Raw genomic sequence first — 26,479 nt, 5'->3', positions numbered from 1 at the left:
TTTCAGGCAAACACATTTCCCCTGTGGGAGCGGGCTTGCCTCAGGGTTTGCCGTTACCCTCGATATGCCCCAACGGCACCCGCTTCTCTATCGCACTCGACAACACGATCGACGTCTTGCTGAACCCGAATTTCGCCACCTGGTTGATCAAATCCTCCAGCTCCGGCATCGAACCCACCGCGGCCTTCATGATCACGCACGGGTCGCCCGTCACTCGAAAGCACTCGGTCAGTTGCGGAATTTTCACCAGTTCGTCGTAGACCTTTTGACTGCCGTTCTGGTGGAGGCGCAATTCGATCACGCACTGGATCGGCAAGCCGATTTTCGACAGGTCGATGTTCGCCTGATACCCGGTGATGACTCCGGCCGCCTCGAGTTTGGCCACGCGCTCGGCGACGGCGGGGGCGGAGAGGTTTACTTTGCGGGCGAGGTCGGCGTAGGACGCGCGACCGTTTTCGAGCAGGGCGCTGAGCAGCATGCGGTCGTATTTGTCCAAGGTCGGACTCCTGAAAATGCCAGACTTTCGAAATCGCGGTTCAGGCCGTCGATCTCCGTGTTTTCGAAAGTGTACCGGCGCTATAAACAGGTTTTGTAACTTATTTTTAGCGGTTGGCCTTTCTAGAATAACCCATCCCCTGAGTCTGACTTTCGAGCTGCCCATGTCTGCCTTGCGCCGTTTTTCCCTGCCCTTGATCGCTGCGTTTTTTGCGTTGTACGTGATTTGGGGATCGACCTATCTGGTGATCCGCATCGGCGTCGAATACTGGCCGCCGCTGATGCTTGGCGGCGTGCGCTTCGTGATTGCCGGCACTCTGATGTACGCCTTCCTGCGCTGGCGCGGGGCTCCGGCGCCGACCTGGGCCCAGTGGAAAGCGGCGGGGATCATCGGCATTCTGCTGCTCAGTTTCGGTAACGGCGCGGTGACCCTGGCCGAGCACAGCGGCGTGGCGTCGGGTGTTGCCGCGCTGGCGGTGGCGACGGTGCCGCTGTTCACGTTGCTCTGCGGCTATTTCTGGGGCGCGCGCAACACCCGTCTGGAATGGGCCGGGGTGGCGATGGGGATTATCGGCATCGCAATGCTCAACATGGGCTCCAACCTGCAATCGAGCCCGCTGGGCGCGGCGTTGCTGATTTTCGCGGCGGCGAGCTGGGCGTTCGGCTCGGTGTGGAGCAAACACCTGCCGTTGCCCCAGGGCGCAATGGCCAGTGCCGTAGAAATGCTGGTGGGCGGCGTGGTGCTGTTGATCGGCAGCGCGGCCAGCGGTGAACACCTGCAGGCCATGCCGCCGCTGGAAGGCTGGCTGGCGCTGGCGTACCTGATCTTCTTTGGCTCGATCATCGCTTTCAACGCTTACATGTATCTGTTGAAAAACGTCCGTCCGGCGGCTGCCACCAGTTATGCCTATGTGAACCCGGCGGTGGCGGTGTTGCTGGGGATCGTGTTTGTCGGCGAGACCATCGGGATCGAAGAGGCGCTGGCGATGCTGGTGATCATTGGCGCGGTGGTGCTGATTGGTCTGCCGCAGTGGCGCCGCCCACGGCAGCTGCCGGTGGTCAGCGAGCCGGCTGCCATAGCGACGGAGCAGCGTGGGAATTAGGGTAAACTGCGCGCCATCGCATACTTGTTTTGCACAATCGCTCTGATTTTTCCTACGGTACTCCCATGACTTTCGCCACCCTTGGCCTGATCGAACCCTTGCTGCGCTCCCTCGAGAAGCTCGGCTACCAGACCCCGACGCCGGTGCAGGCGCAGGCCATTCCGGCCGTGCTGGCCGGTCGTGACCTGATGGCTGCGGCCCAGACCGGCACCGGCAAGACCGCCGGTTTCGCTTTGCCGCTGCTGCAACTGCTGGCGATGGAAGGGCCGAAAGTCACCGCCAACTCGGTGCGCGCGCTGATTCTGGTGCCGACCCGCGAGCTGGCCGAGCAAGTCCACGAGGCCGTGCGCCAGTACGCCGAAAACCTGCCATTGCGCACTTACGCGGTGTACGGCGGCGTCAGCATCAACCCGCAGATGATGAAGTTGCGCGGCGGCGTCGATCTGCTGGTCGCGACCCCGGGCCGTCTGCTCGACCTGTTCCGTCAGAACGCGTTGAAGTTCAATCAGCTGCAAACCCTGGTGCTGGACGAGGCCGACCGCATGCTCGACCTGGGCTTTTCCGAAGAGCTGGCGAACATTTACCGCGCGCTGCCGAAGAAACGTCAGACGCTGCTGTTCTCCGCGACCTTCTCCGATGACATCCGCCTGCTGGCCGGGCAGATGCTCAACGATCCGCAGAGCATCGAAGTCAGCCCGCGCAACGTCGCCGCCAACACCGTCAAGCAGTGGGTGGTGACGGTGGACAAGAAGCGCAAGCCGGAACTGTTCGTGCACCTGATGCGCAAGAACAAGTGGAAGCAAGTGCTGGTGTTCGCCAAGACCCGCAACGGTGTGGACGCGCTGGTCGAGAAACTTCAAGGCCTAGGCGTGAACGCCGACGGCATCCACGGCGACAAGCCGCAAGCGACCCGGCAGCGGGCGCTGGATCGTTTCAAACTGAGCGAAGTGCAGATTCTGGTGGCCACTGATGTTGCTGCTCGTGGTCTGGATATCGAAGACCTGCCGCTGGTGGTCAACTTTGATCTGCCGATCGTGGCCGAGGATTACATTCACCGTATCGGTCGTACTGGCCGCGCGGGTTCGACCGGTGAGGCGATCTCGCTGGTGTGCGCTGATGAAGTGAACATGTTGTCGGCGATTGAAATGCTGACCCGCAGCACGTTGAAGCGTGAGGTTGAGCCGGATTTCGTGCCCGAGCACCGTGTGCCGGACACCGATGCCAGTGGCCAGGTGATCAAGAAGCCGAAGAAACCGAAGAAGCCAAAAGCTTCCGGTGGTGGCGGCGGCAAGCGCAATCTGGGCAAGTGGGTGGACAGCGGCGAGACCCAGGCGCCGGAGCCTTCGATCAAGCCTGTGCGTAAGGTGCCGGTGTTTAATACCGGGCCGCGCAAGCGTAAGCCTTAAGCGTCAGACAGGGTCGTTCCCGCGCGATGCGGGAACGATCAGTTGCGCTGTTTCAACCAGTCCAGCATTCCAGCTCCGGCCGCCCGGCCACTGGCAAAACACGCTGTCAGCAGATAGCCGCCAGTCGGCGCTTCCCAATCCAGCATTTCCCCCGCACAAAACACCCCCGGCAACGCCTTGAGCATCATCCGCTCGTCCATCGCCTCGAACGTCACTCCGCCGGCACTACTGATCGCCTCATCCAGCGGTCGGGTTTTCACCAGCGTCAGCGGCAAAGCCTTGATCGCCCGGGCCAGCAGCGCCGGATCGGCAAACGTCGCCGCATCAGTGAGTTCACGCAACAGCGCCGCTTTCACCCCATCAATCCCGACCTGACTGTGCAGATGCTTGGCCATCGAGCGCGAACCCCGTGGTTTGCTCAACGCCGCCTGCAATTTATCCACAGGTCGGCCGGGCAGCAGGTCGATATGAATGGTCGCGGCACCGTGCGCATTGATCGCCTCACGAATCGGCGCCGACAGTGCATAAATCAGACTGCCCTCGATCCCGGTCGCGGTGATCACGCATTCACCCAAACGCGGAACATCGTCGTTCAATCCGATGGTGATATTTTTCAGCGGCGCGCCGGCGAATTTGCTGACCATCACTTCGCTCCAGGCCTGCACCTCGAAGCCGCAATTGCTTGGCTGCAATGGCGCCAGTCCTACACCGCGTTGCTCCAGCGGCAGCATCCAGGCGCCGTCGGAGCCAAGTCGCGACCAACTGCCGCCGCCGAGGGCCAGCAGGGTGGCGTCGGGGTTGAGGGTTTTCTCGCCTTCCGGGCTGTCGATGCGCAGCGCGCCGTTTTCGTCCCAGCCGAGCCAGCGGTGGCGGGTGTGGATAACCACGCCGCTGTCGCGCAGGCGCTTGAGCCAGGCGCGCAGCAGCGGCGCGGCTTTCATGTCGGTAGGGAACACCCGGCCGGAGCTGCCGATGAAGGTTTCGATGCCCAGTTCGTGAATCCACCGGCACAGTGCGTCGGCGTCGAACGCGCGTAGCAGCGGGGCGATGTTCGGGGCGCGTTCGGCGTAGCGCGAGAGGAAGGCCGGGTAGGCTTCGGAGTGAGTGATGTTCATGCCGCCAACCCCGGCCAGCAGGAACTTGCGGCCCACCGAGGGCATGCCGTCGTACAGATCGACGCGGACTCCGGCCTGGCTCAGCACTTCGGCGGCCATCAGGCCGGCGGGGCCACCGCCGATGATGGCGACGTGAGCGGGAAGGGCGGCAGAAGTCTGGGTCATGGCAGCGGCAATAGCGTGGCGGAATAAGCCGCGCATTCTAGCAGCAGCGACCATCGTCAGGCCTGATCAAAAAACAACCAGCGCGCTGCAAGCCATGTTCAGCGTGGGCTGTAGTCCCTTTCGCTCAGGTTATCCACAGGCCGTTCCACAGTCATTGTGGGTAACGCAGCACAACTCAATGACAACCCGATGACTGCCAGACGCGCTGCGCACTGTGATGCAGGATGCCGTGGCGGCGGGCGAGGGCGGGGCGATCCTTGCTGTAACCGCCGCCGATCACGCCGACCACCGGGATGTCGCGGCCCAGGCAGTGGCGCATCACGCTTTCGTCGCGGGCGGCGACGCCTTCGTCAGTCAGTTGCAGATAACCGAGGGCGTCGTCCTTGTGCACGTCGACGCCGGCGTCGTACAGCACCAGATCCGGCTGATACAGCGGCAGCAGATAGTTGAGCGCGTCGTCGACCACTTTCAGGTAATCGGCATCGCCCATGCCGTTGGGCAGCGGAATGTCCCAGTCGCTTTCGGCCTTGCGTGCAGGAAAGTTCTTTTCGCAGTGCAGGGAAACGGTGATGGCTTCCGGGGTGTTGTGCAGAATCCGCGCAGTGCCGTCGCCCTGATGCACGTCGCAGTCGAAGATCAGCACCCGGTTCACCCGGCCGCTTTGCAGCAGGTAGTGGCTGATGATCGCCAGGTCATTGAAGATGCAGAACCCGGCGGGGTAGTCGTAGTGGGCGTGATGAGTACCGCCGGCGAGGTGACAGGCGAGGCCATGCTCCAGGGCTTTTTCCGCTGCCAGAATCGAGCCGCCGACCGCCCGCACCGTGCGGCGGGCCAGGGCTTCGTTCCACGGTAGACCGAGGCGCCGCTGGTCTTCGCGGGACAACTCGCCACTCATGTAGCGTTCGATATAACCGCGGTCATGGGCCAGTGCGAGAATGTCGGCGGGGCACAGTTCAGGGCGCAGTAGGTCTTCGTCGCGGGTCAGGCCGCTGTCCACCAGGTGATCGCGCAGCAGGCGGAACTTGTCCATGGGAAAGCGGTGATCCGCCGGAAATTCCGGGCTGTAGTCTTCGTGGTAGATCAGCGGCAACGGCATGGTGGACTATTCATAAAGGCTGCAGGAAAGAGTGCAAAGCCTAACAGCGATGTAGACTGACGGCATCAAGCGGAGGGGCGGGATGGAACCGATACTGGAGCTGGAAAGCGCAAGGCTGCTGATGCGCCAATGGCAGGACGAGGATTTGCCGGCGTTCGCGGCCATGTGCGCCGACCCGCAGGTGATGCGCTACTTCCCCGCGCCCTTGAGCCGGCTGGAAAGCGCCGCGCTGATCGGCCGGGTGCGCGGACATTTCGCCGAGCACGGTTACGGCCTATGGGCGCTGGAGCGCAAGGACACCGGCGAGTTCATCGGTTTTACCGGGCTCGGCGTGGTCGGTTTCGATGCGCCGTTCACCCCGGCGGTGGAAATCGGCTGGAGGCTGGCCAAGGAACACTGGGGCCTCGGTTATGCCAGCGAAGCGGCCTGGACTGCCCTGCGTTGCGGCTTTGACCGGGTGGCGCTGAATGAGGTGGTGTCGTTCACCAGCGAGACTAATCTGCCGTCGCAGAAAGTCATGCAGGCGATCGGCATGCACCACGCCCCGCAGGAAGATTTCGACCACCCGCGTCTGGCGGACGGTCACCCGTTACGGCGACATGTGTTGTACCGCATCACGAGGGAGCAGTGGCTGGAAACCTTGCATGGATAAGCAGGCGCGGACGTTTACAATGGCCGGCACCCTGGGGGCGCCGGCCAGAACCTGAATCCCCCGCCGCAGCCAAGACTGCGCGGCATTGCTTTGTGTGAGGAGAGTCTGAATGAGCCAAGTGTTGGAAGATCTGGTGGATCTGCTGACCCTCGAACCGATCGAGGAAAACCTGTTCCGTGGTCGCAGCCAGGATCTGGGCTTTCGCCAGTTGTTCGGCGGCCAGGTGCTCGGCCAGTCGCTGTCGGCGGCCAGTCAGACCGTTGAAGAAACGCGCCATGTGCATTCGATGCACGGTTATTTCCTGCGTCCGGGCGACGCCAAGTTGCCGGTGGTCTACTCGGTTGACCGTGTGCGCGACGGCGGCAGTTTCAGCACCCGCCGCGTGACCGCGATCCAGAAGGGCCACCCGATTTTCACTTGCAGCGCTTCGTTCCAGTACGACGAAGAAGGCTTCGAACACCAGAGCCAGATGCCGCAAGTGGTCGGCCCGGAAAACCTGCCGTCGGAGCTGGAACTGACCCAGCAACGCGCGCACCTGATCCCGGAACACATGCGCGAAAAGCTGCTGTGCCCGAAGCCGATCGAAGTGCGCCCGGTCACCGAAAAGGACCCGTACAACCCGCAACCGGCGGATCCGATCAAATACGTGTGGTTCCGCGCCGACGGCGCGTTGGCCGACATTCCGGCGCTGCACAAATACCTGCTGGCCTACGCCTCGGACTTCGGTCTGCTGACCACCTCGATGCTGCCCCACGGCAAATCGGTCTGGCAGAAAGACATGCAGGTCGCCAGCCTCGACCACGCGTTGTGGTTCCACAATGACCTGCGCGCCGACGACTGGTTGCTCTACGCCATGGACAGTCCGTGGGCCGGCAACTCGCGCGGGTTCTCCCGTGGCAGCGTGTTCAACCGCGCCGGGCAACTGGTGGCGTCGGTGACCCAGGAAGGCCTGATCCGTCATCGCAAGGACTGGGCATGAGTCTGGCGGATGTGCGGCACTGGGTGTTCGACATGGACGGCACCCTGACCGTCGCCGTGCACGACTTCGCGGCAATTCGCGTGGCGCTGGCGATCCCGCCGGAGGACGACATCCTCACGCACCTTGCGGCTTTGCCCGCCGAGGAAGCGGCGGCGAAACATGCGTGGCTGCTGGAACATGAGCGGGATCTGGCGCTCGGCTCGACCCCGGCGGTCGGCGCGGTGGAGCTGGTGCGCGACCTGCACGCCCGGGGTTATCGCCTCGGCATCCTGACCCGCAATGCGCGGGAGCTGGCCCATGTGACGCTGGAGGCCATCGGCCTGGCCGACTGCTTCGCGGCTGAGGATGTGCTGGGCCGCGATGAAGCACAGCCAAAACCGCATCCCGGTGGCCTGCTGAAACTGGCCGAGGCCTGGCAAGTGCCGGCGAGCGCGATGGTGATGGTCGGTGATTACCGGTTTGATCTTGATTGCGGCCGGGCGGCGGGCACCCACACGGTGCTGGTGAACCTGCCGGACAATCCATGGCCGGAGCTGACCGACTGGCATGCGAAGGATTGTGTCGAGTTGCGGCAGATGTTGTTCGCTTGATTCATTGGTTGTCGGAGCGGGCCCCATCGCTGGCTTGCCAGCGGTGGGGCCAGATCAAACCACACCAGACTTATTGCTCGAATAGTGCTTTCTGGCCTTCCGGCGAGGTCAGCATGCCGTCACCGTCATGCCCGACACCGGGCACTTCGATAAGGCGCTGATTCACCCCTTCAGGGTGACGACGCAGCAAGTAACCGAAAAACAGCTTCCCACGCTCCAGTCGATAAGCCCCTTGGGCTTTGGCGGCGCAGCTCTTGTCCAGCGCCGGGTGTTGCGGGTCGGTGTCCTGCTGGCCCAGCAGATAAATCATCTCGCGTTTGACGTAACGCCCTTCAAGCTGCGCGGGCGTTTGTCCACCCGAGTAGATCGGCGGATCCATCAGACCGTACTTCCACCGGTTGAAACCCGGGCACTTCGCATGATCGAAGGCCACCGGGCGTTGCTCATTGAAGTAGGCGTACGACGACGGGTTGGCGACCACGTAACGCAAGCGAATGCCTTCGGTCTTGAGCGCCGGTTGTTCCTGGGCCAGCAGCGCATAACGCTGTACCACCTGAGCGCCGCCGGAGTGGCCGAAGATCACGATCTGCTTCACGTCCGGAAACTGTTTGCGATCACTCAGCCGCCCGACGATTTCGTCCAGTGCGGCGTAGGAGCTCAGCGGGTTCGGCCCTGTGGATAACCCGCCGCCCATCCAGTCGTTGCCTTGCCAGCGCAGCACGCTGGCGGGTAACGAGTAGAGCGACACATCGCTTTCGTTGAGAAACTGCGGGGCGATCACCAAGGTGTTGGCGGTTTGCCCGGCCAGTTCCGCCGCGACTTCACCGCTTTTGCGATAGGTCTCGGCGTTACGCAGACGGCCATGAATGACGATCAGCACGCGCTCGATTTTCGCCGGCGCCGGGCCGATGCCCACCGCCATTTCGCCGGCCTGCAATTGCAGGCGCCCGGGACTGATTGCGTCGACGCCGGCCGCTTGGGCGGTGCCGCCGATGAACAGAAAAGCCAACAGCCATTTATGCATTTACAGGTTTTTCGCCGCAAAGGTATCGCACTGGCCGACCTGGCCCTGGGCGAATCCGGTTTTGAACCAGCGCACCCTTTGCGCCGACGTACCGTGAGTAAACGAGTCCGGCACCACACGGCCCTGACCCTGTTGTTGCAGGCGATCATCACCGATGGCGTTCGCTGCGTTCAAGGCTTCTTCGATGTCGCCCGGTTCCAGCCAGTTCAGACGCTTCTGCGCGTTGTAGGCCCAGACCCCGGCCAGACAATCGGCTTGCAGTTCCTGACGCACCAGCAGACCGCCGTCACCTTCCATCTGCCGGCCTTGCTGGCGGGCTGCCTGAATTTTCGCCGAGACGCCGAGCAGCGTCTGCACATGGTGTCCGACTTCGTGAGCGATCACGTAGGCCTGGGCGAAGTCGCCGGCGGCCTTGAAGCGCTGGGCCATTTCCTGGAAGAACGCCATGTCCAGATAGACCTTCTGGTCCGCCGGGCAATAGAACGGGCCGGTGGCCGAGGTTGCCAGACCGCAGGCGGAGTTGACCCGGTTGCTGAACAGCACCAGGGTCGGATCCTTATATTGGCGACCGACCTGCTGGAAGATCGCGCCCCAGGTGTCTTCGGTGTCGCCGAGGATCGAGCGCACGAATTCCGCCTGTTCATCGTTGGCCGGCGGTGCCTGACGGGTTTGCGAAGTGGGGGCCGATTGTTCGGTCATCTGCCCGGTGAGCTGGCCGAGGATCTGCAGCGGGTCCTGCCCGGTGATCCAGCCGATGCCGACGATCAGCAGGATCGCCCCGAGGCTCAGCCCCTTGCCGCCGCCGAAGCGCATGCCGCCACCGCCGCCCATATCATCGCCACGGGCATCGACGACGTTGTCACTGCGTCGGCCTTTTTTCCATAGCATGTGGGAATCCTCTGTCTGATCGTGGTGATGAGTGTTGCTGGTGTGTGAGTGTGGCGCCAGTCCGGTCGTCCGTCTATTCGCACACACGCACAAAGGCCCGGCCTCGGGGTGACGAGATCGGGCCTGTTATTGACGAGCACGAGCGCCGGGAATTCAATCCGCCGGCGGATTTCTTTCGTCGGGACAGGTGTCAGCGGTCGAAGGCATCCCAGACCGGCGCGAAGTCCGGGCTCACCTGACGTTCGCGCTTGGACAACGCAGCGATCAGCGTCCGGTCGTCATCGTCCAGTTCGACATTCAGCGAGGCCAGGTTGGCCAGTTGATTGGTTTTGCTGCTGGCCTTGGGAATCGCCGCGACGTTGTCCTGATCCAGCAGCCACTTCAGCGCCACCTGGGTCGGTAGCACGCCGTGTTTTTCGGCGATCTGCTGGATCTGTGGAATTTCCGAGACCTTGTTGCGCGCCAGTGGCGTGTAGGCCGTCAGCGCCAGATCGTGTTGACGGGCGTAGTCGAGCAGGGCGTTTTGTCCGAGCAGTACGTGGTACTCGACCTGAATGGCTGACAGAGGGATGCCGTATTCCTCGACGACTTTGCGCAGCAGCGGCAGCGGAAAATTCGCCACGCCGATGTTGCGAGCCAGCCCCTGTTCCTTGAACGAAGCGAGGGTTTCGAGGGTGCGCGGCAGGTCCCAGTCGGTGGTCGGCCAATGGATCATGAACAGGTCGACGTACTCGCTGCGCAAGGCCTTGAGGCTACGATCCAGCGAGTGACGCATGGCGTCCGGTTGCAACTGGTCCCACCAGACCTTGGTGGTGATGTGGATCTGCTCGCGGGGTGTCGGCGTATTCGCCAGGGCCTGTCCGACTGCGTCTTCGTTGTTGTAGGCCGCTGCCGTGTCGATGTGCCGGTAACCGAGTTCCAGGGCTTGCTCTACGGCGCGGGTGCATTCGTCGCCGAGCATCGGCCAGGTGCCGAGGCCGAGTTTTGGCAGGTTCAGTCCTTGTCTGTTAACGATGTGCTGCATGGTCGATCTCCTGTTCGAAAGCCGTGACGCCCGCCATGTGTCGGGCTGCGATGTAACCGAAAGTCAGCGCCGGGCCGAGGTTGATCCCGCCCGCCGGGTAATGCCCGCCCATGATGCTGGCCATGTCGCCACCGGCGGCGTAGAGCCCGGCGATAGGCCGGTCTTCGGCGTCGAGCACTTGCGCGTGCGGGTTGACCTTGAGCCCGGCGAAGGTGCCGAAACAGCCGGGCTGTACCTTCACCGCGTAGAACGGACCGTGTTCGATGGGCGCCACGCATGGGTTGGGCTGTTGCGCCGGATCACCCTGTTTGCGGTTGTACGGGGTCGAGCCGCGACCGAACAGCGGGTCTTCGCCGTGCCGGGCATGGTGGTTGTAGTCATGGAGAGTGGCGCGTAAGCCGTTCGGATCGATGCCACACGCAGTGGCCAATTCCTCAAGGGTATTACCGGTTTTCAGATAGCCGCTGCGGATAAAAACTGACACCGGAACCGGAAACGGCCGCGACATGCCGAGCCCGTAACGCCGCTGGAACGCGCGGGTGCAGATCAGCCAGGACGCGACCTCTTCGCCTTCGGGCGCGGCGGCGACCATGGCGCTGACATAGTCGTAATAGCCGTTGGCTTCGTTGACGAAGCGCTGGCCGTTGCGCAGTACGCCGATGATCCCCGGTTTGCCGCGTTCGATGATGTGCGGGAAATGGCCGATGCTGCCGTCGGAATGTGGCACCTGCGAGACCGGCGCCCACGCCACGGGCGAGGCTACATCGGTGTCGATCCGGCCCCCGGCGGTTTCGCCCAGTCGCAGGCCGTCGCCATTGACTGCCGGCGGAGGCAGCGCCCAATGTTCATGACCGGTGGGCGTGCGCGGGAACAAGGCCTTGCGCCGCTCGATGTCATTGGCGAACCCGCCGGCCGCGAGCACCACGGCTTTGCGCGCGTGGACAGTGATCGGGCCCTTTGCGGTGTTCACGCGAGCGCCGGTGATGCGTGATTCGTCGCGCAGCAGTTCGGTTACCGGCGCCGATTCCCACAGCAGTACGCCGAGGTCTTCGGCGGACTTCGCCAGCCGCGCCACCAGCGCCACGCCGTTGACCAGTTGCATCGCCCGACCGTGCAGCGCCAGGTCCAGCAGGTGGCGAGTAAAACGCCGGGTCACGTGCCAGGCCGCCGACAACGAGCGATTCAGATTGAGAAACGCCGACAGGTCCGCGCCGGCCATGATCGGCATGCCCATGAACGAAGTTTCGCGCATGGTTGTACGAAGACGCTTGAGCAGGCGCCCGACCTTTCGCCCGTCATAGGGTGCGGCAATGACCGAGCGTCCACCGGTGCCGGCGCCCGGTGTTTCGCCGTGGATGTCGGCGATGGCGTTGCCGTCGGCAAATTGCAGGGCGGTGTGCTGTTCGAAGAACGCCACCATGCGCGGGCCGGTTTCAAGGAAGGCGTCGATCATGGCCGGGTCGTAGTGCTCGCCGAGTTCGTGGCGCAGATAAGTGCGCGGCAGTTCCACGTCTTCCACGATCCCGGCGCGCCGGGCCAGCGGATTGCACGGCACCCACGCCCAGCCGCCGGACCACGCGGTGGCGCCGCCGAACACCGGATCCTTTTCCACCACGATGACCTTCAAGCCATGCCACGCGGCGGTGACGGCGGCCGACAAACCGGCGGCGCCGGAGCCGACCACCAGAACGTCGCAGTCGATATCGGAAAGGGCAGGCATCAGGAAGGGCTCCAGCAATCAATTGTTTTTAGAATCATGTTCCAGAAAATAACCAGTGCGAGCGAAGCAGATCAACCGACTGATGCGCAAAGTGGGCGGTTATCGGACGGCGGGTTCCAGATTTCGCATTCCTCGGGATGTCTTCTAGAATCGGCGAAATTTCACCGAGAGCGCACCATGGCCGGCAGTCAAATCGAACGGGTTTTCAGCGTGCTGGAAAGCCTCACCAGTGATCCGCGCGGGCTGCCGATGCAGACCCTGGCCGAGCAACTGGACATTCCGAAAAGCGCGACGCACCGCCTGCTCGCCGAGCTGATCCGCCTGGGTTACGTGCGGCAGAATCCGGAGACGTTGCGCTATCACCTGTCGACCAAACTGGTTGCGATGGGCTTCCAGTACCTGTCGAGCAGCGGTGCCGACATCGTGCAGCCGGTGCTCGATCGGCTGGCTCAGGAAACCGGTGAACTGGTACGTCTGGGCGTGATCGACGGCGAGCGCCAAACCTGGATCGCCAAGGCCCAGGGTGCCCGCACCGGCCTGCGTTACGACCCGGACATGGGCCGTGATGCGCCGCTGTTCTACACCGCGTCGGGCCATGCGTGGCTGGCGTGCATGAGCGACGCCGAGGCGTTGTCGCTGGTCGAGCGCCAGGGCGCGGAAGTGCCGGCGGATATCGGGCCCAACGCGCCGCGTTCCAATATTGAACTGCTCGAACGCCTGCGCGTGGCCCGGGAACAGGGCTATGCCTGTGTGGAAGAAAGCTCGGCGGTGGGCACTTCGGCGATTGCTGCCGTGGTGAAACATCCCGCCGATGGTCGGGTGATTGGTGTGCTCAGCATTGCCGGGCCAAGTGCACGGATGCCGGGAGCGCGATTGCATGAACTGGCGCCGTTGCTGCTGACGTTCACCGAGGAGCTGTCGGCGGCCAGCCTGGCCTCGGAGTTGTTCGTCTAAACAAAGCTGTGCGCTGTTCGCCCACTTTTCAGTCGGGCGGGTGTAAGAATCTGGAACCGGGTTCTAAATTGTTGATGGAGTGAGTTTTCCCACAACAATCACAAGAGGATCGCACCTTGAACCCGCCCCTTCGAATCGCCCTGATCGGCGCCGGTAACATGGGCCAGCAACATTATCGGCACCTGAAACATCTCACTGAGGCCACGTTATGCGCCGTGGCCGATCCCGGTCCTCAGGCACCGGCCATGGCGGCGGAGTGGGGTGTGGCGTATTTCGCCGATCACCGTCAGATGCTGGAGCAAACCCGGCCAGACGCAGTGATCGTCGCCAATCCGAATAATCAGCACGTCCGCACCGCGCTGGATTGCCTCGCCGCTGGTGTTCCGGTGTTACTGGAAAAACCGGTGGGCGTAAACCTGGATGAAGCGCGGGAACTGGTGGCAGCGGTGAAGCGCAGCGGCGTGCCGGTGTTGGTCGGCCATCATCGGCGGCACAATCCGCTGATCGTGCGAGCCCATGAGTTGGTCAAGGAGGGAGCATTGGGACGGCTGACGCTGGTAACTGCGTTGTTCCAGCTGCGCAAGCCTGACCAGTATTTCGAAACGGCGTGGCGGCGCGAAGCCGGTGCCGGAATGCTGCTGACCAATTTGATCCACGACCTCGACCTGCTGCGTCATCTGTGCGGCGAAGTGCATTCGGTGCAGGCGATCACCGACCGTGCGGTACGCGGTTTCGCCAATGAAGACAGCGCGGCGATCCTGCTGCAATTCGACGGCGGAGCGCTGGGCAGCCTGACCGGTTCCGACGCGGTGGCGGCGCCGTGGAGCTGGGAGTTGAACTCAGGGGAGAACCCGGCCTATCCGCGCCAAGCCGATCAGCCTTGCTACTTGCTGGCGGGAACGGCCGGGGCCTTGAGCATTCCGCAGCTCAAGCGATGGCATTACCGCGTCGATCAGCTGGACGCCGGTTGGCATGAGCCGTTGCTGGCGGTCGATGAACCGTTCACGCCTGACGAAGCCCTGCGATTGCAGTTGCAGCATTTCGTCCGCGTCGCCCGGCGGGAAGTCGAACCGCTGGTGAGTGCCGCCGATGCCGCCCGCACCCTGGCGCTGGTCGAGGCCATCCGTGAAGCAGCGGCCAGCGGTCGCGCCACCGCACCTGCGCAGATCGAGGCCTGAAAATGAGCGAACGAATTCTGTCCCTGGCCAGCCTGACCGTGCTGGAGTTGTCGCCACCCGACATGGTCGAGGTCGCCGCTCGTGCCGGTTACAGCCATATCGGCCTGCGCCTGGAACCGGCGACACCCGAGGAATATCACTTCCCGTTGGTAGCCGATGGCGATTTGCGGCGTCAGACACTGGCGCGTTTGCGTGACACCGGAATCGGCGTGCTCGACGTGGAAATCCTGCGTTTGAAACCGCAGACAGTGGTCGCGGATTTCGAGAAGCTGCTTAGCGTCGGTGCGGAGTTCGGTGCCAGTGAATTACTGGTCGCCGGCAATGATCCTGACGAACAGCGGCTCACCGATAATTTTGCGGCACTCTGCGATCTGGCCGCGCCCTACGGTTTGCATCCGCATCTGGAGTTCATGCCGTGGACCGATGCGCGCAATCTCGAACAGGCGTTGCGCATCGTCGACAACGCCGGGCGCGAAAACGGGGCGGTATTGGTCGACGCGTTTCACTTCGACCGTTCCGGATCGCGGCTGGAAGACCTGGCCGGTGTGCCGGCCTCACGGTTGCGCTACGCACAGTTGTGCGATGTTGCCGGGCCGAGGCCGACGGACATGGCCGAGATCTTGCGTCAGGCCCGCAATGAACGACGGTTTCCCGGCGAGGGCGATTGTGACTTGATCGGCTTGTTGCGCAGTCTTGCGGCTAACCTTCCCCTGAGTCTGGAAATTCCCACGGTCAAATTGCTGGAGCAAGGCGTGAGTGGTTTGCAGCGGGCGCAAATGGCGATCGACCGGACACGGGAATTGTTGGCCCGGCTTTAAGTCTGCTTCAAGGGGCGAGGGCGCACGCGTCCTCGTCACCGTTTATTTTTCATTCAGAGAGAGCCAATGACCGTCAGCACTCCGCTTTCCGGCGTCAACCAACCCTTCAAGGGGATCTTGCTGATTGTCGTGGCAACTTTCCTGTTCTCCAGTCACGACGCGCTGTCGAAATACCTCTCGGGCTTTTATCCGATCGTGATGGTGGTGTGGGCACGGTATCTGGTGCACACGCTGCTGATGGCGGGGATTTTCCTGCCGCAGTCCGGGCTGCGCGTGCTGCGCACCAAACGTCCGTTGTGGCAGTTGGCGCGGGCGTTGTGCCTGTTGGGCACCAGCCTGTTTTTCACCACGGCGCTGCTGTACATCCCGCTGGCCGAAGCCACGGCGGTCAACTTTCTTGCGCCGGTGCTGGTGACGGCGCTGTCGGTGCCGTTGCTCAAGGAGCGGGTGACGCGCGGTCAGTGGATCGCGGTGGTGTGCGGGTTCATCGGTGTGCTGATCATCGTCCATCCGGGCGGTGACTTGTTCACCCCGGCGATTCTGTTGCCGTTCTGTTCGGCGCTGTTTTTCTGCTTCTATCAGTTGCTCACCCGCAAGCTCGCGGAAATCGACAGCCCGACCACCAGCAACTTTTTCGCCGGGTTGTGCAACACGCTGGTGATGAGTGCGCTGGTGCCGTTCTTCTGGCAGGTGCCGAGCCTGGGGCATGCGCTGTTGATGCTGGCGTTGGGCAGTTGCGGGATGACCGCGCACCTGTTTCTGACCCAGGCGTTCCGCCATGCCGCACCGGCGTTGCTGGCGCCGTTCGGTTATTGCCAGATCGTGTTTGCGGGGCTGTTGGGCTGGTTGCTGTTTGCTCACACGCCGACCCTGATGACAGTGATCGGGATTGCGGTGATCTGTTGCAGCGGGCTGGCGGCAGCGTGGCAGCAGAGCCGGCGCTGAAGACATGACCGGCCTGAAATCAGGCCGGTCAGGGCAGGAAGGTTATTCGCTAACGGTAGGAATCTTGCGCGGTGCCATGAAGTACATCCAGGTCAGGGCAATGAAGTACATCGCCGGGATCAGGGTGAACAGCACGGTGTAGTTGTTGTTGGTGACAGTCAGGATGTGGCCGACGATCTGGGTCATGAACATCCCGCCGATCGCCGCGCACATGCCGCCGAAACCGAACACCGTGCTCATCATGTGCTTGGGCGTGTAGTCCATCACCAGGCTCCAGATGTTGGCGGTCCAGGCCTGGTGCGCACCGATGGCCAGAGAGATGGCGGCAACCGCGATCCACAGGTTGGCGGAGCCGGCGGCCATCACCACGCCGATGATGCAGCAGGCGAACAGGAACATCGACAGCAGCCGTGCCTTGATCGAGTTCATGCCGCGACCGATCAGGAACGAAGACAGAATCCCGCCGCCCACGCTGCCGAAGTCGGCGGTGACGTAGATGATGATCAGCGGAATGCCCATCTGGGTGACGTTGATGCCCAGGTTGTATTGCTGATTGAGAAACGGCGGCAGCCAGTACAGGTAGAACCAGAACACCGGCGCGGTCAGCGAGTAGGCGAGGGCGAAGGCCCAGGTGCCGCGCATGCGCAGGATTTTCGAGAACGGCACGCGGGCCTGTTCCGGTTCGACTTCTTTCTGGATGTATTCCAGCTCCGACTGTTTGACGCTCGGGTGATCTTCCGGGTTGAAATACTTCAGGCCCCAGAACAGCAGCCAGATCCCGCCCAGTGCCGACATGCACAGGAACGCAGCCTGCCAGCCCCACACGTGAAGGATCAGCGGCAGCAGCATCGGGGTGAACATCGCACCGACGTTGGTGCCGGCGTTGAAGATGCCGGTGGCCACGGCGCGCTCGCCGGCCGGGAACCACAGGCGCGTGGTCTTCACGCAGGCCGGATAGTTCGCCGCTTCAGTCAGGCCGAGAATGAACCGGCAGACCATGAAGCCCACCGCCGAGGTCGCCAGGCCGTGGGCGCCGGTGGCCAGGCTCCAGAGCAGCACCGCGCAGAAGAACACGCGTTTGACGCCGACCCGGTCGATCAACCGTCCTTGCAGTACGAAGCCGATCGCGTAGCCGACCTGAAACCAGAAGTTGATGTTGGCGTAGTCCATCGCCGTCCAGCTCATTTCCTTGGCGAGGATCGGCTGCATGACGCCGAGGGCGGCGCGGTCGATGTAATTGAGGGTGGTGGCGAAAAATACCAGCGCCAGCATGCCCCAACGGGTCTTGCCGACGGCCATGGCGCCGCGGATCTTGTCGCCGATACCACCCGTGGCAGTGCTCATGGCCGGAGCCATGCGGGAAGTCTGTGAAGGAATCATGTGTTCCACCCGTTTTTGGATTTGTTATTTGGTGTGCTTTTTTTGTGCACGCTGCGACCGGTGGTTCAGTTCCGGACTCAAGGTGAGTTGGATGTTGGGCAGTGGACGAAAAATCGTCAATTCGCCAAACCGGCATTGTGTTCGATAATCGCACGCAAAACTAACCGGGTAGTACAGTTTAAATTGCTCAATGAAAAACGGAGACCAATAATTCGCTCACCCTATAAAAGCGGCGCAATTTTCGTAGCCGACGTCTCCACCGGGAGTTGAAACATGCAGCGATCCATTGCCACCGTTTCCTTGAGCGGAACCCTGCCGGAAAAACTCGAAGCCATTGCCGCCGCCGGGTTCGACGGGGTGGAGATTTTCGAGAACGATCTTCTGTATTACGACGGCAGCCCCCGGGAAATCCGGCAGATGTGCGCCGACCTCGGGATTGCCATCACCCTGTTCCAGCCGTTCCGCGATTTCGAAGGCTGCCGCCGTGATCGTCTGGACCGCAACCTGGAGCGGGCCGAGCGCAAGTTCGACCTGATGCAGGAACTGGGCACCGACCTGGTGCTGGTCTGCAGCAACGCCTCCCCCGACAGTATCGGCGATCAACAGATCCTCATCGACGACCTGCGCCTGCTGGCCGAGCGCGCTGGTGCCCGTGGCCTGCGCATCGGTTATGAGGCGCTGGCCTGGGGCCGTCACGTCAATACTTATCAACAGGTCTGGGACATCGTGCGTCAGGCCGATCACCCGGCCCTCGGCGTGTTGCTCGACAGCTTCCACACGTTGTCGCTGAAGGGCGATCCACGGGCGATTGCCGAGATTCCCGGCGACAAGATTTTCTTCGTGCAAATGGCCGACGCGCCGATCCTGGCGATGGACGTGCTGGAGTGGAGCCGGCATTTCCGCTGCTTCCCGGGGCAGGGCGAATTTGATCTGCCGGGCTTCCTCGCGCCGATTATCCAGAGTGGCTACACCGGACCGCTGTCACTGGAAATCTTCAACGACGGCTTCCGCGCCGCGCCGCCTCGGGCCAATGCCGCCGATGGTCTGCGTTCGCTGCTGTACCTGGAGGAGAAAACCCGCCAGCGTCTGGAGCAGGAAATCCGCCCTGTGGATAACCGCGAAATCCTCTTCGAAACGCCGAAGGCCAGCGAATACAACGGCATCGAGTTTCTTGAGTTCGCCGTGGATGAAAGCCTCGGCGCCAAGCTGTCGAACTGGCTGGAACGGCTGGGTTTCGTCAGGGCCGGACAGCATCGTTCCAAGAGCGTCAGCCTGTTGCGTCAGGGCGATATCAACCTGATCCTCAACTCCGAACCCTATTCGTTCGGCCACAGCTTTTTCGAGGCCCACGGCCCGTCGCTGTGCGCCACCGCCGTGCGGGTCAAGGACAGCGCCAGTGCGCTGGCTCGCGCCGTCGCCTATAAAGGTCAGCCGTATCGCGGACTGGTCGGCCCCAACGAGCTGGAACTGGCGGCGGTGCGCGCGCCGGACGGCAGCCTGATTTATCTGGTGGATCAGGAGGCGGATGTTTACGGTACCGACTTCAATCTGCTGCCGGACGCGGTAGCGCGTGGCGGCCTCAAGCGCATCGACCACATGGCCATGGCGCTGCCGGCAGACAGCCTCGACAGTTGGGTGCTGTTCTACAAGAGCCTGCTGGATTTTGAGGCCGATGACGAAGTGGTGCTGCCGGATCCGTATGGCTTGGTGAAAAGCCGCGCGCTGCGTAGCCGCGACAGTTCGATCCGTCTGCCGCTGAACATTTCCGAGAACCGCAACACCGCGATTTCACACGCGCTGTCGAGTTATCGCGGCTCCGGTGTGCATCACATCGCCTTCGATTGCGACGATATCTTCGCCGAAGTCAGTCGGGCGAAGGAGGCGGGCGTGCCGCTGCTGGATATTCCGCTCAACTATTACGACGACCTGGCGGCGCGCTTCGATTTCGATGACGAATTCCTCAGCGAGCTGGCGTACTACAACGTGCTGTACGACCGCGATGCGCAGGGCGGCGAGTTGTTCCACGTCTATACCGAGCCGTTCGAGGGGCGCTTCTTCTTCGAGATCATCCAGCGCAAGAACGGTTACGCCGGTTATGGCGCGGCCAACGTCGCGGTGCGGCTGGCGGCGATGGCCAAATCACGCAGTGGCGCGGTTCGCCAGGCGAAGTTGTAGGAAATTCGTAAACGCGGGATTAAACACGGGTCGCGCGGCTTCCTTCACTGGGTCGCGCGGCCCATAATCGCCAGCCTGTGCAGTGATGGCCGTGAGCCCGCAATGACGATGACTTCAGAACTTTCCGCAGCCCCCGATCTACCAGCGGTAGAGCCGCGCAAAAGTCGCAAGAACAACCCGGAAAAGACCCGCGAGAATATCCTGCAGGAGGCGATCGTCGAGTTCGTCCAGCAGGGTCTGTCCGGTGCTCGCGTGGACGCGATCGCCGAGCGTATTCACACCTCCAAGCGCATGATCTATTACTACTTCGGCAGCAAGGAGCAGTTGTACGTCGAGGTGCTGGAGAAGCTCTACGGCGATATCCGCAGCACCGAGAACCGCCTGCACCTGGCCGAATTGCCGCCGGTGGAAGCGATCCGGCGTCTGGTGGAATTCACCTTCGACCACCACGATCGCAACGTCGATTTCGTGCGGATCGTCAGCATCGAAAACATCCACAACGCCGAGTATGTGAAGCGTTCCGACGCGATCAAGGCGATGAACAACACCATCCTCGATTCCCTGGGCGAGATTCTGCGTCGCGGTGCCGATGAAGGGGTGTTCCGCGCCGGACTCGACGCGCTGGACGTGCATCTGCTGATCAGTTCGTTTTGCTTCTATCGCGTATCGAACCGCCACACGTTCGGTGAGATCTTTCAGATCGACCTGCCGGACGAAAGCATCAAGCAGCGTCATCGCGAGATGATTTGCGAGTCGGTGCTGCGTTACTTGCAGGCGTGACCGAAGTCGAGGGGGCGTTGCCCCCCTCCCGGTTTTATCCATTCATGCTTTGAAAATGCGCGAGCATTCGCTGCGCATCCGGCACTCTGCCACTGAACAGCTCAAACGCCTTCACCGCCTGAAACACCGCCATGTTGCCGCCGTCCAGGGTTCGGCAACCCAGGGCGCGGGCGTTGCGCAGCAGTTCGGTTTCCAGCGGGAAATACACGATCTCCGCCACCCACAGCTCGGGGCGCAGCAATTCCGTCGGCACGGGCATGCCTGGCAATTTGGCCATGCCCATCGGCGTGGTATTCACCAGGCCATTCGCCTGACTCAGCGTGCTCGCCAGATCATGCCCGGCAACCGCGCGGCCAGCGCCGAAATGCTGGTTGAGGTTGTTGGCCAGACTTTCGGCGCGCTCCACGTCCACATCAAAAATGCTCAGTTGCTGTACGCCTTCGCTCAACAAGGCGTGGGCCACTGCCGCGCCTGCGCCGCCAGCGCCCATCTGGACTACACGTTCGCGGGCGACGTCTGGCAGGCCGCGACGAAAACCTTCGGCGAAACCCAGGCAATCGGTGTTGTGTCCGACGCGTTTGCCGTCCTTCAGCACTACCGTGTTCACGGCGCCGATGCCCCGGGCTTCCTCAGACAACTCATCGAGCAGCGGAATGATTGCCTGCTTGCACGGGAAGGTGATGTTCAGCCCGGTGTAGTTCATGCGTTCGGCGGCCAGCAGCAGGTCGGGCAGGGCGTTGCTGTCCAGTTGCAGTTGATCGAGATCGATCAAGCGGTACAGGTAACGCAGACCCTGTTCGTCGCCTTCGTGTTCATGCAGCGCCGGGGTGCGGGAGGCCTGGATGCCGGCGCCGATCAGCCCGGCGAGTATCACGTTGTTGCGGTTCATGCGGATCACCCCTTCAGCCGCTGGCTGAAATGTTCCAGAGCCAGGCGATAGCCGTGGCTGCCGAAGCCGCACATCACCGCCGTGGCGATGGCCGAGACGAACGAGTGGTGACGGAACGGCTCTCGGGCGTGGACGTTGGACAGGTGCACTTCGATCACCGGCAATTCGCTGGCGACGAGGGCGTCGCGGATCGCTACCGAGGTGTGAGTCCAGGCGGCCGGATTGATCACGATGCCGGCGCAGCGCTGACGGGCGCCGTGAATCCAGTCGAGCAGTTCGCCTTCGTGGTTGGTCTGGCGAAACTCCACGGCCAGGCCGAACTCTTCGGCGGCGCGCCCGCACAGGGCAGAAATGTCGGCCAGGGTTTCGTGACCGTAGGTCGCCGGTTCACGGGTGCCGAGCAGGTTCAGGTTCGGGCCGTTGAGCACCAGAACGATAGGGGGCATGGGGGCAAACTCCACTTATTGTTTTTGGCTTGGGCCGAAGGTTTCGACCTGTGGAGTTAAATTGTACTAGATGGTTACTTTAATCAATTGCTCTGCATCGACAGCCCTGATTTGTGTGCGGTGATCGCACACCGGCGGTATTCAGTGCGGTAATCGCTCGACCAGAAAATCGATGAAAGCCCTGACGCGCAGCGGCATGTGGCGATTCTGCGGGTACAACAATGTGAACGGCCGCGAGCGTCCGCTGTAGGGTTTGAGCACTTCTATGAGCGAGCCGTCGGCCAGTTCTTTTTCGACGATGAAGCGATAGGTCTGGAACAAACCGGCACCGTGCCTGGCCAGGGTCACGCCGCCGAGCACATCGTCCGAGCAGCAGAAACTGCCCTCGGCGAGGATTTCCCGTGGCGCGTCCTCGTCGTAAAACAGCCAGGTGATCCGCCGCCCACTGCTGGGCAACTCGTACTGGATGCACTCGTGCTGTTCGAGGTCTTCCAGGGTCTGTGGCGTGCCGGCGCGTTTCAGATAGTCGGGGCTGGCGACCATCACCAGCGCCGCATCCTCCAGATGCCGGGCGATCAGGCCTGAATCGGGAATCGCCCGCACGCGGATCGCCATGTCGTAGCCCTCGCCGACGAAGTCGATGTTGCGGTTGCTGATGTGCATGTCGACCTTGACCTGCGGGAAGCGCGCGCGAAAGTCCGGCAGCAGCGGCAGGATCCGATGATGGGCGTAAGTCGTAGGAATACTGATACGCAGGGTGCCGGACGGTTCCTGCTGCTGGCCCATGACTTCCCGTTGCGCTTCCACCAGTTGCGCCAGCGCCTGGCTGCATTCTTCGTAGTAGCGCCGGCCGCTGTCGGTCAGTTTCACGCTGCGGGTGGTGCGCGCAAACAGCCGCACACCGAGGCGTTCCTCCATGCGTGATACCGAGCGGCTCACCGCCGCCGGCGTCACCGAAGCCGCCTGCGCAGCACCAGTGAAACTGCCGCACTCGGCGGCCAGGCAAAACAACTCGATGCTGCCCAGCTGAAGATCGTCGAAGTGTCGCTGCATGATTGATTACACCGGGGAATGAGTCTTCGTATGTAGCAAATACAGGGGCGTGACGAAAGGATTGCTTACCATTTTGCGCGCGGCTTTCCTGAATCCCGCACTAGGCTCGAAAACGTAATGACTATTGAAGGCAGCGATGCCGATGGTCGGAATTGTCAGGGAATGGCATTTTTCGAAACTCTTTAACCTAACGGATGGGTTAGCATGAAAGTGTGCAGTTACAAGGGATTGTCGGTAGTGATCATGCTGCGAGACGAACATTGTCCTCCCCATGCGCACGTTGATTCAGGTGCATGGAGTGCCCGTTTCAAATTCAGCTTCTGGCACAACGGCGTGGAGTTATGGGATGTGGTGCCGCTGTCGCGTCGGCCACCGATTGCAGTGCTTGAGGGGCTGCGCCAATCGCTGCGTGAAACTGTTCATCTGCGGCGGGCCCGTCGGATCTGGTGGACTCGTCTGCAGACTGCCTGTCTCGATAACCAATGGTGGGACGGGGACTCGAACGAAGTCGCCGTCATGCGCGAAGTCACCAATGCGACCTTCAGAATCGGATCGGCGTATTACGAACCAGAAGAAAACAAAACCCTGCTGGCCCTGATTGGTGCTCAGGAAGGTGTGGAGATCGAACTATGAAAACAGTAAAAGCCGGTTTGCATGCGGATCGACCGGTAACGGAAAAACGTCTGGACGAAGCCGTCGACCGTGGCGGCGTGCGTCGTCGCAGCAGCCTGCAAGCCGTGTCGGTGGCCTTTCAGAAACCGTGCCTGGTGATTCGATTTGAGGACGACAGTGGCGTGCTGCTTCCAGTGAATCTCTACCGTGAATTCGATGATTTCGAACCGCAAGACTTCAGCGGATTGAGCGTCGGCTTTGCCGGCACCGCGCTGTGCCACGACGGCAAGGACCTGCAGGTTTCCATCGCCGGCATGATCTCCGCCAGTCAGCCATTGATGGCCATGGCCGCCTCGGTGATCGCTTCGCGCAATGGCCGCCAGAGCAGCACCGCGAAAGCTGAAGCTGCCCGGGCCAACGGCAGGAAGGGCGGGCGTCCACGCAAGATCGATTCCGTGCCATGAACAGGCACAAAAAAGCCGTCGCTGAGGACGGCTTTCTTGTATCTGGAACCAGCGATCAACGTCGGGTCAGCAACACGCCGGATTCCATGTGGTGAGTCCACGGGAACTGGTCGAACAGCGCGCAGCGGGTGATGCGGTGTGTGTCGTGCAGTTGGGCGATGTTGGCTGCCAGGGTCTCCGGGTTGCAGGAGATGTACAGGATGTTGTCGAAGCGACGGGTCAGTTCGCAGGTATCCGGGTCCATGCCGGCCCGTGGCGGGTCGACGAACACGCTGCCGAACTCGTAGCTTTTCAGGTCGATACCGTGCAGGCGACGGAACGGGCGAACTTCGTTCAGGGCTTCGGTCAGCTCTTCGGCGGACAGGCGCACCAGGGTGACGTTATCCACAGCGTTTTCGGCCAGGTTGCTCAGCGCGGCGTTGACCGAGGTCTTGCTGATTTCGGTGGCCAGCACTTTGCGCACGCGAGTCGCCAGCGGCAGGGTGAAGTTGCCGTTGCCGCAGTACAGCTCCAGCAGATCGTCGCTGCGATTGCCCAGTGCTTCGTATGCCCAGTTGAGCATCTTCTGGTTCACGGTGCCGTTGGGCTGGGTGAACGCGCCTTCCGGTTGGCGATAGCTGAATGTGCGACCGCCGACGTCGAGTTTCTCGACCACGTAATCGAGGCCGAGCACTTCGCGCTTGCCCTTGGATCGACCGATGATGCTGACGCCCAGATCCGCCGCCAGTTGGGTGGCTGCCGCGTGCCAGTGCTCGTCCAGCGGACGGTGATAGCACAGGGTGATCATCGCGTCGCCGGCCAGGGTGGTCAGAAACTCCACCTGAAACAGCTTGTGGCTCAGCGCCGCGCTGGCCTGCCAGGCCGCTTTCAATTGCGGCATCAACTGGTTGATGCGCAGGCTGGCGATCGGGAACTCTTCGATCAGGATCGGTGTGCGTTTGTCGTCCTGGGAAAACATCGCGTAATGCCGCTCGCCGCCCTCGCGCCACAGGCGAAATTCGGCGCGCAGACGGAAGTTCTGCAGCGGCGAGTCGAACACCGTCGGCTCCGGTGCATCGAACGGGGCCAGCAGGTCACGCAGGCGCGTGACCTTGTCTTCGAGTTGTGCGGCGTAGGCCTGGGAATCAAAAGTCATGCGTTGAACCAACCCAGCTTGATCACGAACAGAATCGACAGGATCACCAGCGCCGGGTTCAGCTCACGGGCGCGGCCGGACAGCAGTTTGATCGCAGTCCAGGCGATGAAGCCGAAGGCGATGCCGTTGGCGATGGAATAGGTGAAAGGCATCGCCAGGGCGGTGACCACGACCGGCGCGGCGACGGTGATGTCGTCCCAGTCTATTTCCGCCAGGCCGGAAGTCATCAGCACGGCGACGAACAGCAGCGCCGGCGCGGTGGCGAATGCCGGCACGCTGGCAGCCAGTGGCGAGAAGAACAGCGCCAGCAGGAACAGGATCGCGACAACGATGGCGGTCAGGCCGGTGCGGCCGCCAGCACTTACGCCCGCAGCGGATTCGATGTAGCTGGTGGTGGTCGAGGTGCCCAGCAGCGAACCGGCCATTGCCGCGGTGCTGTCAGCGATCAGCGCACGGCCCATTTTCGGCATGTGGCCGTCCTTGCCCATCAGGCCGGCGCGCTTGGCGACGCCGATCAGGGTGCCGGAGTTGTCGAACAGGTCGACGAACAGGAAGGCGAAGATCACGCTGACCAGACCGATGTCCAGTGCGCCCTTGATGTCCAGTTGCAGGAAGGTCGGGGCCAGCGAAGGTGGCATCGAGGTCACGCCGCCGAACGGGGTGAAGCCCATCACGATCGAGACGATGGTCACTGCGAGAATGCCGATCAGCACCGCGCCGCGCACTTTCAGGGCTTCAAGGGCGACGATCAGGGCGAAACCGAGGGTGGCCAGGATCGGCGCCGGTTGCTTCAGGTCGCCGAGGCCGACCATGGTCGCCTGGTTACTGACCACGATACCGGCGTTGTGCAGGGCGATCAGCGCCAGGAACAGGCCGATACCGGCGGCAATCGCCGAGCGCAGCGGCAGCGGGATGCTGTTGATGATCCATTCACGGATGCGGAAGATCGACAGCAGGAAGAAACACACGGCCGAAATGAACACCGCGCCCAGCGCCACTTGCCAGGTGTGGCCCATGTGCAGCACGACGGTGTAGGTAAAGAAGGCGTTCAGGCCCATGCCCGGCGCGAGGGCAATCGGGTAGTTGGCGATCAGGCCCATGACCGTGGAGCCGATGGCGGCTGCCAGACAGGTGGCGACGAACACCGCGCCCTTGTCCATGCCGGTCTCGCCAAGAATGCTCGGGTTGACGAACAGAATGTAGGCCATGGCCAGGAAGGTCGTGACGCCCGCCAGAATCTCGGTCCGCACGTTGGTGTTGTGTGCCTTGAGTTGAAACAGCCTTTCCAGCATGTCTGCTCCCCGTGGCGCGCGTGGCGCCGTGAATGTATCGACCTCAACAGCAAAGCACAGACCGTCGCAAGCGCCTGGAAAATTGTGGTGGGCCGGAAAAA

General features: G+C 62.3%; 26 protein-coding genes. 13 read left to right on the top strand and 13 right to left on the bottom strand.

Annotation, left to right across the window (positions count from 1 at the left end; genetic code table 11):
- Positions 1 to 40: 40 nt before the first annotated feature.
- Entirely contained in the window at positions 41 to 496 is a 456-nt protein-coding gene (locus KJY40_RS26425) for an Lrp/AsnC family transcriptional regulator (protein ID WP_085687884.1), read from the bottom strand.
- A gap of 163 nt (positions 497 to 659) precedes the next feature.
- On the opposite strand from KJY40_RS26425, the gene yedA reads away from it, so the two are divergent.
- Together yedA and KJY40_RS26415 are read left to right on the top strand one after the other, a co-directional pair.
- On the top strand, positions 660 to 1,598 hold the full coding sequence (yedA, locus tag KJY40_RS26420; RefSeq protein ID WP_230733668.1) for a drug/metabolite exporter YedA: 939 nt from the start codon (positions 660 to 662) through the stop codon (positions 1,596 to 1,598).
- Between the two features lie 65 nt (positions 1,599 to 1,663).
- A complete protein-coding gene (locus KJY40_RS26415; protein ID WP_007958742.1) occupies positions 1,664 to 3,004 on the top strand; it encodes a DEAD/DEAH box helicase in 1,341 nt (446 codons plus the stop codon).
- A 38-nt stretch (positions 3,005 to 3,042) separates the two neighbouring features.
- On the opposite strand, the gene KJY40_RS26410 is transcribed toward KJY40_RS26415, so the two are convergent.
- Both KJY40_RS26410 and KJY40_RS26405 read right to left on the bottom strand, forming a co-directional pair.
- Positions 3,043 to 4,284, bottom strand: a complete 1,242-nt coding sequence (locus KJY40_RS26410; RefSeq protein ID WP_230733666.1) for a TIGR03862 family flavoprotein — start codon at positions 4,282 to 4,284, stop codon at positions 3,043 to 3,045.
- A 175-nt stretch (positions 4,285 to 4,459) separates the two neighbouring features.
- Positions 4,460 to 5,380: a histone deacetylase family protein gene (locus tag KJY40_RS26405; RefSeq protein ID WP_163976541.1), complete on the bottom strand. Its 921-nt coding sequence runs from the start codon at positions 5,378 to 5,380 to the stop codon at positions 4,460 to 4,462.
- Positions 5,381 to 5,462: 82 nt separating this feature from the next.
- Here KJY40_RS26405 and KJY40_RS26400 point away from each other — a divergent pair, with 82 nt between their 5' ends.
- From KJY40_RS26400 to KJY40_RS26390, 3 genes are all read left to right on the top strand, one after another.
- Positions 5,463 to 6,032 carry a GNAT family N-acetyltransferase gene (locus KJY40_RS26400; RefSeq protein ID WP_230733664.1) on the top strand — a complete coding sequence of 190 codons (570 nt, stop codon included), beginning with the start codon at positions 5,463 to 5,465 and terminating at the stop codon, positions 6,030 to 6,032.
- 109 nt (positions 6,033 to 6,141) lie between these two features.
- Positions 6,142 to 7,011, top strand: a complete 870-nt coding sequence (gene tesB, locus KJY40_RS26395; RefSeq protein WP_085712241.1) for an acyl-CoA thioesterase II — start codon at positions 6,142 to 6,144, stop codon at positions 7,009 to 7,011.
- Positions 7,008 to 7,601, top strand: a complete 594-nt coding sequence (locus KJY40_RS26390; RefSeq protein ID WP_230733655.1) for an HAD family hydrolase — start codon at positions 7,008 to 7,010, stop codon at positions 7,599 to 7,601. The genes tesB and KJY40_RS26390 overlap by 4 nt, the downstream gene beginning before the upstream one ends.
- Positions 7,602 to 7,671: 70 nt before the next feature.
- On the opposite strand, the gene KJY40_RS26385 is transcribed toward KJY40_RS26390, so the two are convergent.
- The 4 genes from KJY40_RS26385 to KJY40_RS26370 form a co-directional block, all read right to left on the bottom strand.
- Positions 7,672 to 8,625: an alpha/beta fold hydrolase gene (locus KJY40_RS26385; protein WP_230733652.1), complete on the bottom strand. Its 954-nt coding sequence runs from the start codon at positions 8,623 to 8,625 to the stop codon at positions 7,672 to 7,674.
- Entirely contained in the window at positions 8,626 to 9,513 is an 888-nt protein-coding gene (ypfJ, locus tag KJY40_RS26380; protein ID WP_230733650.1) for a KPN_02809 family neutral zinc metallopeptidase, read from the bottom strand.
- A 190-nt stretch (positions 9,514 to 9,703) separates the two neighbouring features.
- Positions 9,704 to 10,537 (bottom strand): aldo/keto reductase, encoded by an 834-nt coding sequence (locus tag KJY40_RS26375; protein WP_230733649.1) that lies wholly within the window; start codon positions 10,535 to 10,537, stop codon positions 9,704 to 9,706.
- A complete protein-coding gene (locus KJY40_RS26370; protein WP_230733647.1) occupies positions 10,521 to 12,257 on the bottom strand; it encodes an FAD-dependent oxidoreductase in 1,737 nt (578 codons plus the stop codon). Before KJY40_RS26370 ends, KJY40_RS26375 begins: the two co-directional genes overlap by 17 nt.
- A 177-nt stretch (positions 12,258 to 12,434) precedes the next feature.
- Between KJY40_RS26370 and KJY40_RS26365 the strand changes: the two genes are divergently transcribed.
- The 4 genes from KJY40_RS26365 to KJY40_RS26350 all read left to right on the top strand — a co-directional run bounded on the left by KJY40_RS26365 (position 12,435) and on the right by KJY40_RS26350 (position 16,152).
- Positions 12,435 to 13,211: an IclR family transcriptional regulator gene (locus tag KJY40_RS26365; protein WP_011336050.1), complete on the top strand. Its 777-nt coding sequence runs from the start codon at positions 12,435 to 12,437 to the stop codon at positions 13,209 to 13,211.
- Positions 13,212 to 13,327: 116 nt separating this feature from the next.
- Positions 13,328 to 14,389, top strand: coding sequence for a Gfo/Idh/MocA family protein (locus tag KJY40_RS26360; protein ID WP_230733645.1), 1,062 nt, complete (start codon positions 13,328 to 13,330; stop codon positions 14,387 to 14,389).
- A gap of 2 nt (positions 14,390 to 14,391) precedes the next feature.
- A complete protein-coding gene (locus KJY40_RS26355) occupies positions 14,392 to 15,207 on the top strand; it encodes a sugar phosphate isomerase/epimerase family protein (RefSeq protein WP_230733643.1) in 816 nt (271 codons plus the stop codon).
- A gap of 66 nt (positions 15,208 to 15,273) precedes the next feature.
- Positions 15,274 to 16,152, top strand: coding sequence for a DMT family transporter (locus KJY40_RS26350; protein WP_007958785.1), 879 nt, complete (start codon positions 15,274 to 15,276; stop codon positions 16,150 to 16,152).
- Between the two features lie 42 nt (positions 16,153 to 16,194).
- Here KJY40_RS26350 and KJY40_RS26345 read toward each other — a convergent pair whose 3' ends face one another.
- On the bottom strand, positions 16,195 to 17,532 hold the full coding sequence (locus tag KJY40_RS26345; protein WP_230733641.1) for an MFS transporter: 1,338 nt from the start codon (positions 17,530 to 17,532) through the stop codon (positions 16,195 to 16,197).
- A gap of 273 nt (positions 17,533 to 17,805) precedes the next feature.
- Between KJY40_RS26345 and quiC the strand changes: the two genes are divergently transcribed.
- Together quiC and KJY40_RS26335 are read left to right on the top strand one after the other, a co-directional pair.
- Positions 17,806 to 19,707 carry a 3-dehydroshikimate dehydratase QuiC gene (quiC, locus tag KJY40_RS26340; RefSeq protein WP_230733639.1) on the top strand — a complete coding sequence of 634 codons (1,902 nt, stop codon included), beginning with the start codon at positions 17,806 to 17,808 and terminating at the stop codon, positions 19,705 to 19,707.
- Positions 19,708 to 19,809: 102 nt separating this feature from the next.
- Positions 19,810 to 20,487 carry a TetR/AcrR family transcriptional regulator gene (locus tag KJY40_RS26335; RefSeq protein ID WP_085608724.1) on the top strand — a complete coding sequence of 226 codons (678 nt, stop codon included), beginning with the start codon at positions 19,810 to 19,812 and terminating at the stop codon, positions 20,485 to 20,487.
- Positions 20,488 to 20,521: 34 nt separating this feature from the next.
- Here KJY40_RS26335 and KJY40_RS26330 read toward each other — a convergent pair whose 3' ends face one another.
- The 3 genes from KJY40_RS26330 to KJY40_RS26320 all read right to left on the bottom strand — a co-directional run bounded on the left by KJY40_RS26330 (position 20,522) and on the right by KJY40_RS26320 (position 22,875).
- Entirely contained in the window at positions 20,522 to 21,376 is an 855-nt protein-coding gene (locus tag KJY40_RS26330; RefSeq protein ID WP_230733638.1) for a shikimate dehydrogenase, read from the bottom strand.
- 5 nt (positions 21,377 to 21,381) lie between these two features.
- On the bottom strand, positions 21,382 to 21,822 hold the full coding sequence (aroQ, locus tag KJY40_RS26325; RefSeq protein ID WP_011336043.1) for a type II 3-dehydroquinate dehydratase: 441 nt from the start codon (positions 21,820 to 21,822) through the stop codon (positions 21,382 to 21,384).
- A 141-nt stretch (positions 21,823 to 21,963) separates the two neighbouring features.
- Positions 21,964 to 22,875, bottom strand: coding sequence for a LysR family transcriptional regulator (locus KJY40_RS26320; protein WP_230733637.1), 912 nt, complete (start codon positions 22,873 to 22,875; stop codon positions 21,964 to 21,966).
- 204 nt (positions 22,876 to 23,079) lie between these two features.
- On the opposite strand from KJY40_RS26320, the gene KJY40_RS26315 reads away from it, so the two are divergent.
- Complete coding sequence (locus KJY40_RS26315) at positions 23,080 to 23,508, top strand: DUF4160 domain-containing protein (protein WP_230733636.1); 429 nt, start codon at positions 23,080 to 23,082, stop codon at positions 23,506 to 23,508.
- Complete coding sequence (locus tag KJY40_RS26310; RefSeq protein ID WP_230733635.1) at positions 23,505 to 23,951, top strand: hypothetical protein; 447 nt, start codon at positions 23,505 to 23,507, stop codon at positions 23,949 to 23,951. Before KJY40_RS26315 ends, KJY40_RS26310 begins: the two co-directional genes overlap by 4 nt.
- 55 nt (positions 23,952 to 24,006) lie before the next feature.
- Here the strand turns inward: KJY40_RS26310 and trmA are convergent, their stop codons facing one another.
- Both trmA and KJY40_RS26300 read right to left on the bottom strand, forming a co-directional pair.
- Positions 24,007 to 25,086, bottom strand: coding sequence for a tRNA (uridine(54)-C5)-methyltransferase TrmA (gene trmA, locus KJY40_RS26305; protein ID WP_230733634.1), 1,080 nt, complete (start codon positions 25,084 to 25,086; stop codon positions 24,007 to 24,009).
- Positions 25,083 to 26,378 carry an NCS2 family permease gene (locus KJY40_RS26300; protein ID WP_096820834.1) on the bottom strand — a complete coding sequence of 432 codons (1,296 nt, stop codon included), beginning with the start codon at positions 26,376 to 26,378 and terminating at the stop codon, positions 25,083 to 25,085. Before KJY40_RS26300 ends, trmA begins: the two co-directional genes overlap by 4 nt.
- Between the last annotated feature and the right edge of the window lie 101 nt (positions 26,379 to 26,479).

The organism is Pseudomonas fitomaticsae, from assembly GCF_021018765.1.
GTDB classification, from domain to species: domain Bacteria; phylum Pseudomonadota; class Gammaproteobacteria; order Pseudomonadales; family Pseudomonadaceae; genus Aquipseudomonas; species Aquipseudomonas fitomaticsae.
Note: the sequence above shows the minus strand (reverse complement) of the source record. Positions and strands in the feature narration are given on the sequence as shown.

Bases quoted from the DNA above. Each gene is read 5' to 3' on its own strand.
- KJY40_RS26410 (WP_230733666.1), bottom strand. From the start codon at position 4,284: ATGACCCAGACTTCTGCCGCCCTTCCCGCTCACGTCGCCATCATCGGC.
- KJY40_RS26370 (WP_230733647.1), bottom strand. From the start codon at position 12,257: ATGCCTGCCCTTTCCGATATCGACTGCGACGTTCTGGTGGTCGGCTCC.
- yedA (WP_230733668.1), top strand. From the start codon at position 660: ATGTCTGCCTTGCGCCGTTTTTCCCTGCCCTTGATCGCTGCGTTTTTT.
- KJY40_RS26405 (WP_163976541.1), bottom strand. From the start codon at position 5,380: ATGCCGTTGCCGCTGATCTACCACGAAGACTACAGCCCGGAATTTCCG.
- KJY40_RS26335 (WP_085608724.1), top strand. From the start codon at position 19,810: ATGACGATGACTTCAGAACTTTCCGCAGCCCCCGATCTACCAGCGGTA.
- KJY40_RS26400 (WP_230733664.1), top strand. From the start codon at position 5,463: ATGGAACCGATACTGGAGCTGGAAAGCGCAAGGCTGCTGATGCGCCAA.
- KJY40_RS26355 (WP_230733643.1), top strand. From the start codon at position 14,392: ATGAGCGAACGAATTCTGTCCCTGGCCAGCCTGACCGTGCTGGAGTTG.
- tesB (WP_085712241.1), top strand. From the start codon at position 6,142: ATGAGCCAAGTGTTGGAAGATCTGGTGGATCTGCTGACCCTCGAACCG.
- KJY40_RS26365 (WP_011336050.1), top strand. From the start codon at position 12,435: ATGGCCGGCAGTCAAATCGAACGGGTTTTCAGCGTGCTGGAAAGCCTC.
- KJY40_RS26390 (WP_230733655.1), top strand. From the start codon at position 7,008: ATGAGTCTGGCGGATGTGCGGCACTGGGTGTTCGACATGGACGGCACC.
- ypfJ (WP_230733650.1), bottom strand. From the start codon at position 9,513: ATGCTATGGAAAAAAGGCCGACGCAGTGACAACGTCGTCGATGCCCGT.
- KJY40_RS26320 (WP_230733637.1), bottom strand. From the start codon at position 22,875: ATGCAGCGACACTTCGACGATCTTCAGCTGGGCAGCATCGAGTTGTTT.
- KJY40_RS26315 (WP_230733636.1), top strand. From the start codon at position 23,080: ATGAAAGTGTGCAGTTACAAGGGATTGTCGGTAGTGATCATGCTGCGA.
- trmA (WP_230733634.1), bottom strand. From the start codon at position 25,086: ATGACTTTTGATTCCCAGGCCTACGCCGCACAACTCGAAGACAAGGTC.
- quiC (WP_230733639.1), top strand. From the start codon at position 17,806: ATGCAGCGATCCATTGCCACCGTTTCCTTGAGCGGAACCCTGCCGGAA.
- KJY40_RS26330 (WP_230733638.1), bottom strand. From the start codon at position 21,376: ATGAACCGCAACAACGTGATACTCGCCGGGCTGATCGGCGCCGGCATC.
- KJY40_RS26300 (WP_096820834.1), bottom strand. From the start codon at position 26,378: ATGCTGGAAAGGCTGTTTCAACTCAAGGCACACAACACCAACGTGCGG.
- KJY40_RS26385 (WP_230733652.1), bottom strand. From the start codon at position 8,625: ATGCATAAATGGCTGTTGGCTTTTCTGTTCATCGGCGGCACCGCCCAA.
- KJY40_RS26350 (WP_007958785.1), top strand. From the start codon at position 15,274: ATGACCGTCAGCACTCCGCTTTCCGGCGTCAACCAACCCTTCAAGGGG.
- aroQ (WP_011336043.1), bottom strand. From the start codon at position 21,822: ATGCCCCCTATCGTTCTGGTGCTCAACGGCCCGAACCTGAACCTGCTC.
- KJY40_RS26375 (WP_230733649.1), bottom strand. From the start codon at position 10,537: ATGCAGCACATCGTTAACAGACAAGGACTGAACCTGCCAAAACTCGGC.
- KJY40_RS26310 (WP_230733635.1), top strand. From the start codon at position 23,505: ATGAAAACAGTAAAAGCCGGTTTGCATGCGGATCGACCGGTAACGGAA.
- KJY40_RS26415 (WP_007958742.1), top strand. From the start codon at position 1,664: ATGACTTTCGCCACCCTTGGCCTGATCGAACCCTTGCTGCGCTCCCTC.
- KJY40_RS26345 (WP_230733641.1), bottom strand. From the start codon at position 17,532: ATGATTCCTTCACAGACTTCCCGCATGGCTCCGGCCATGAGCACTGCC.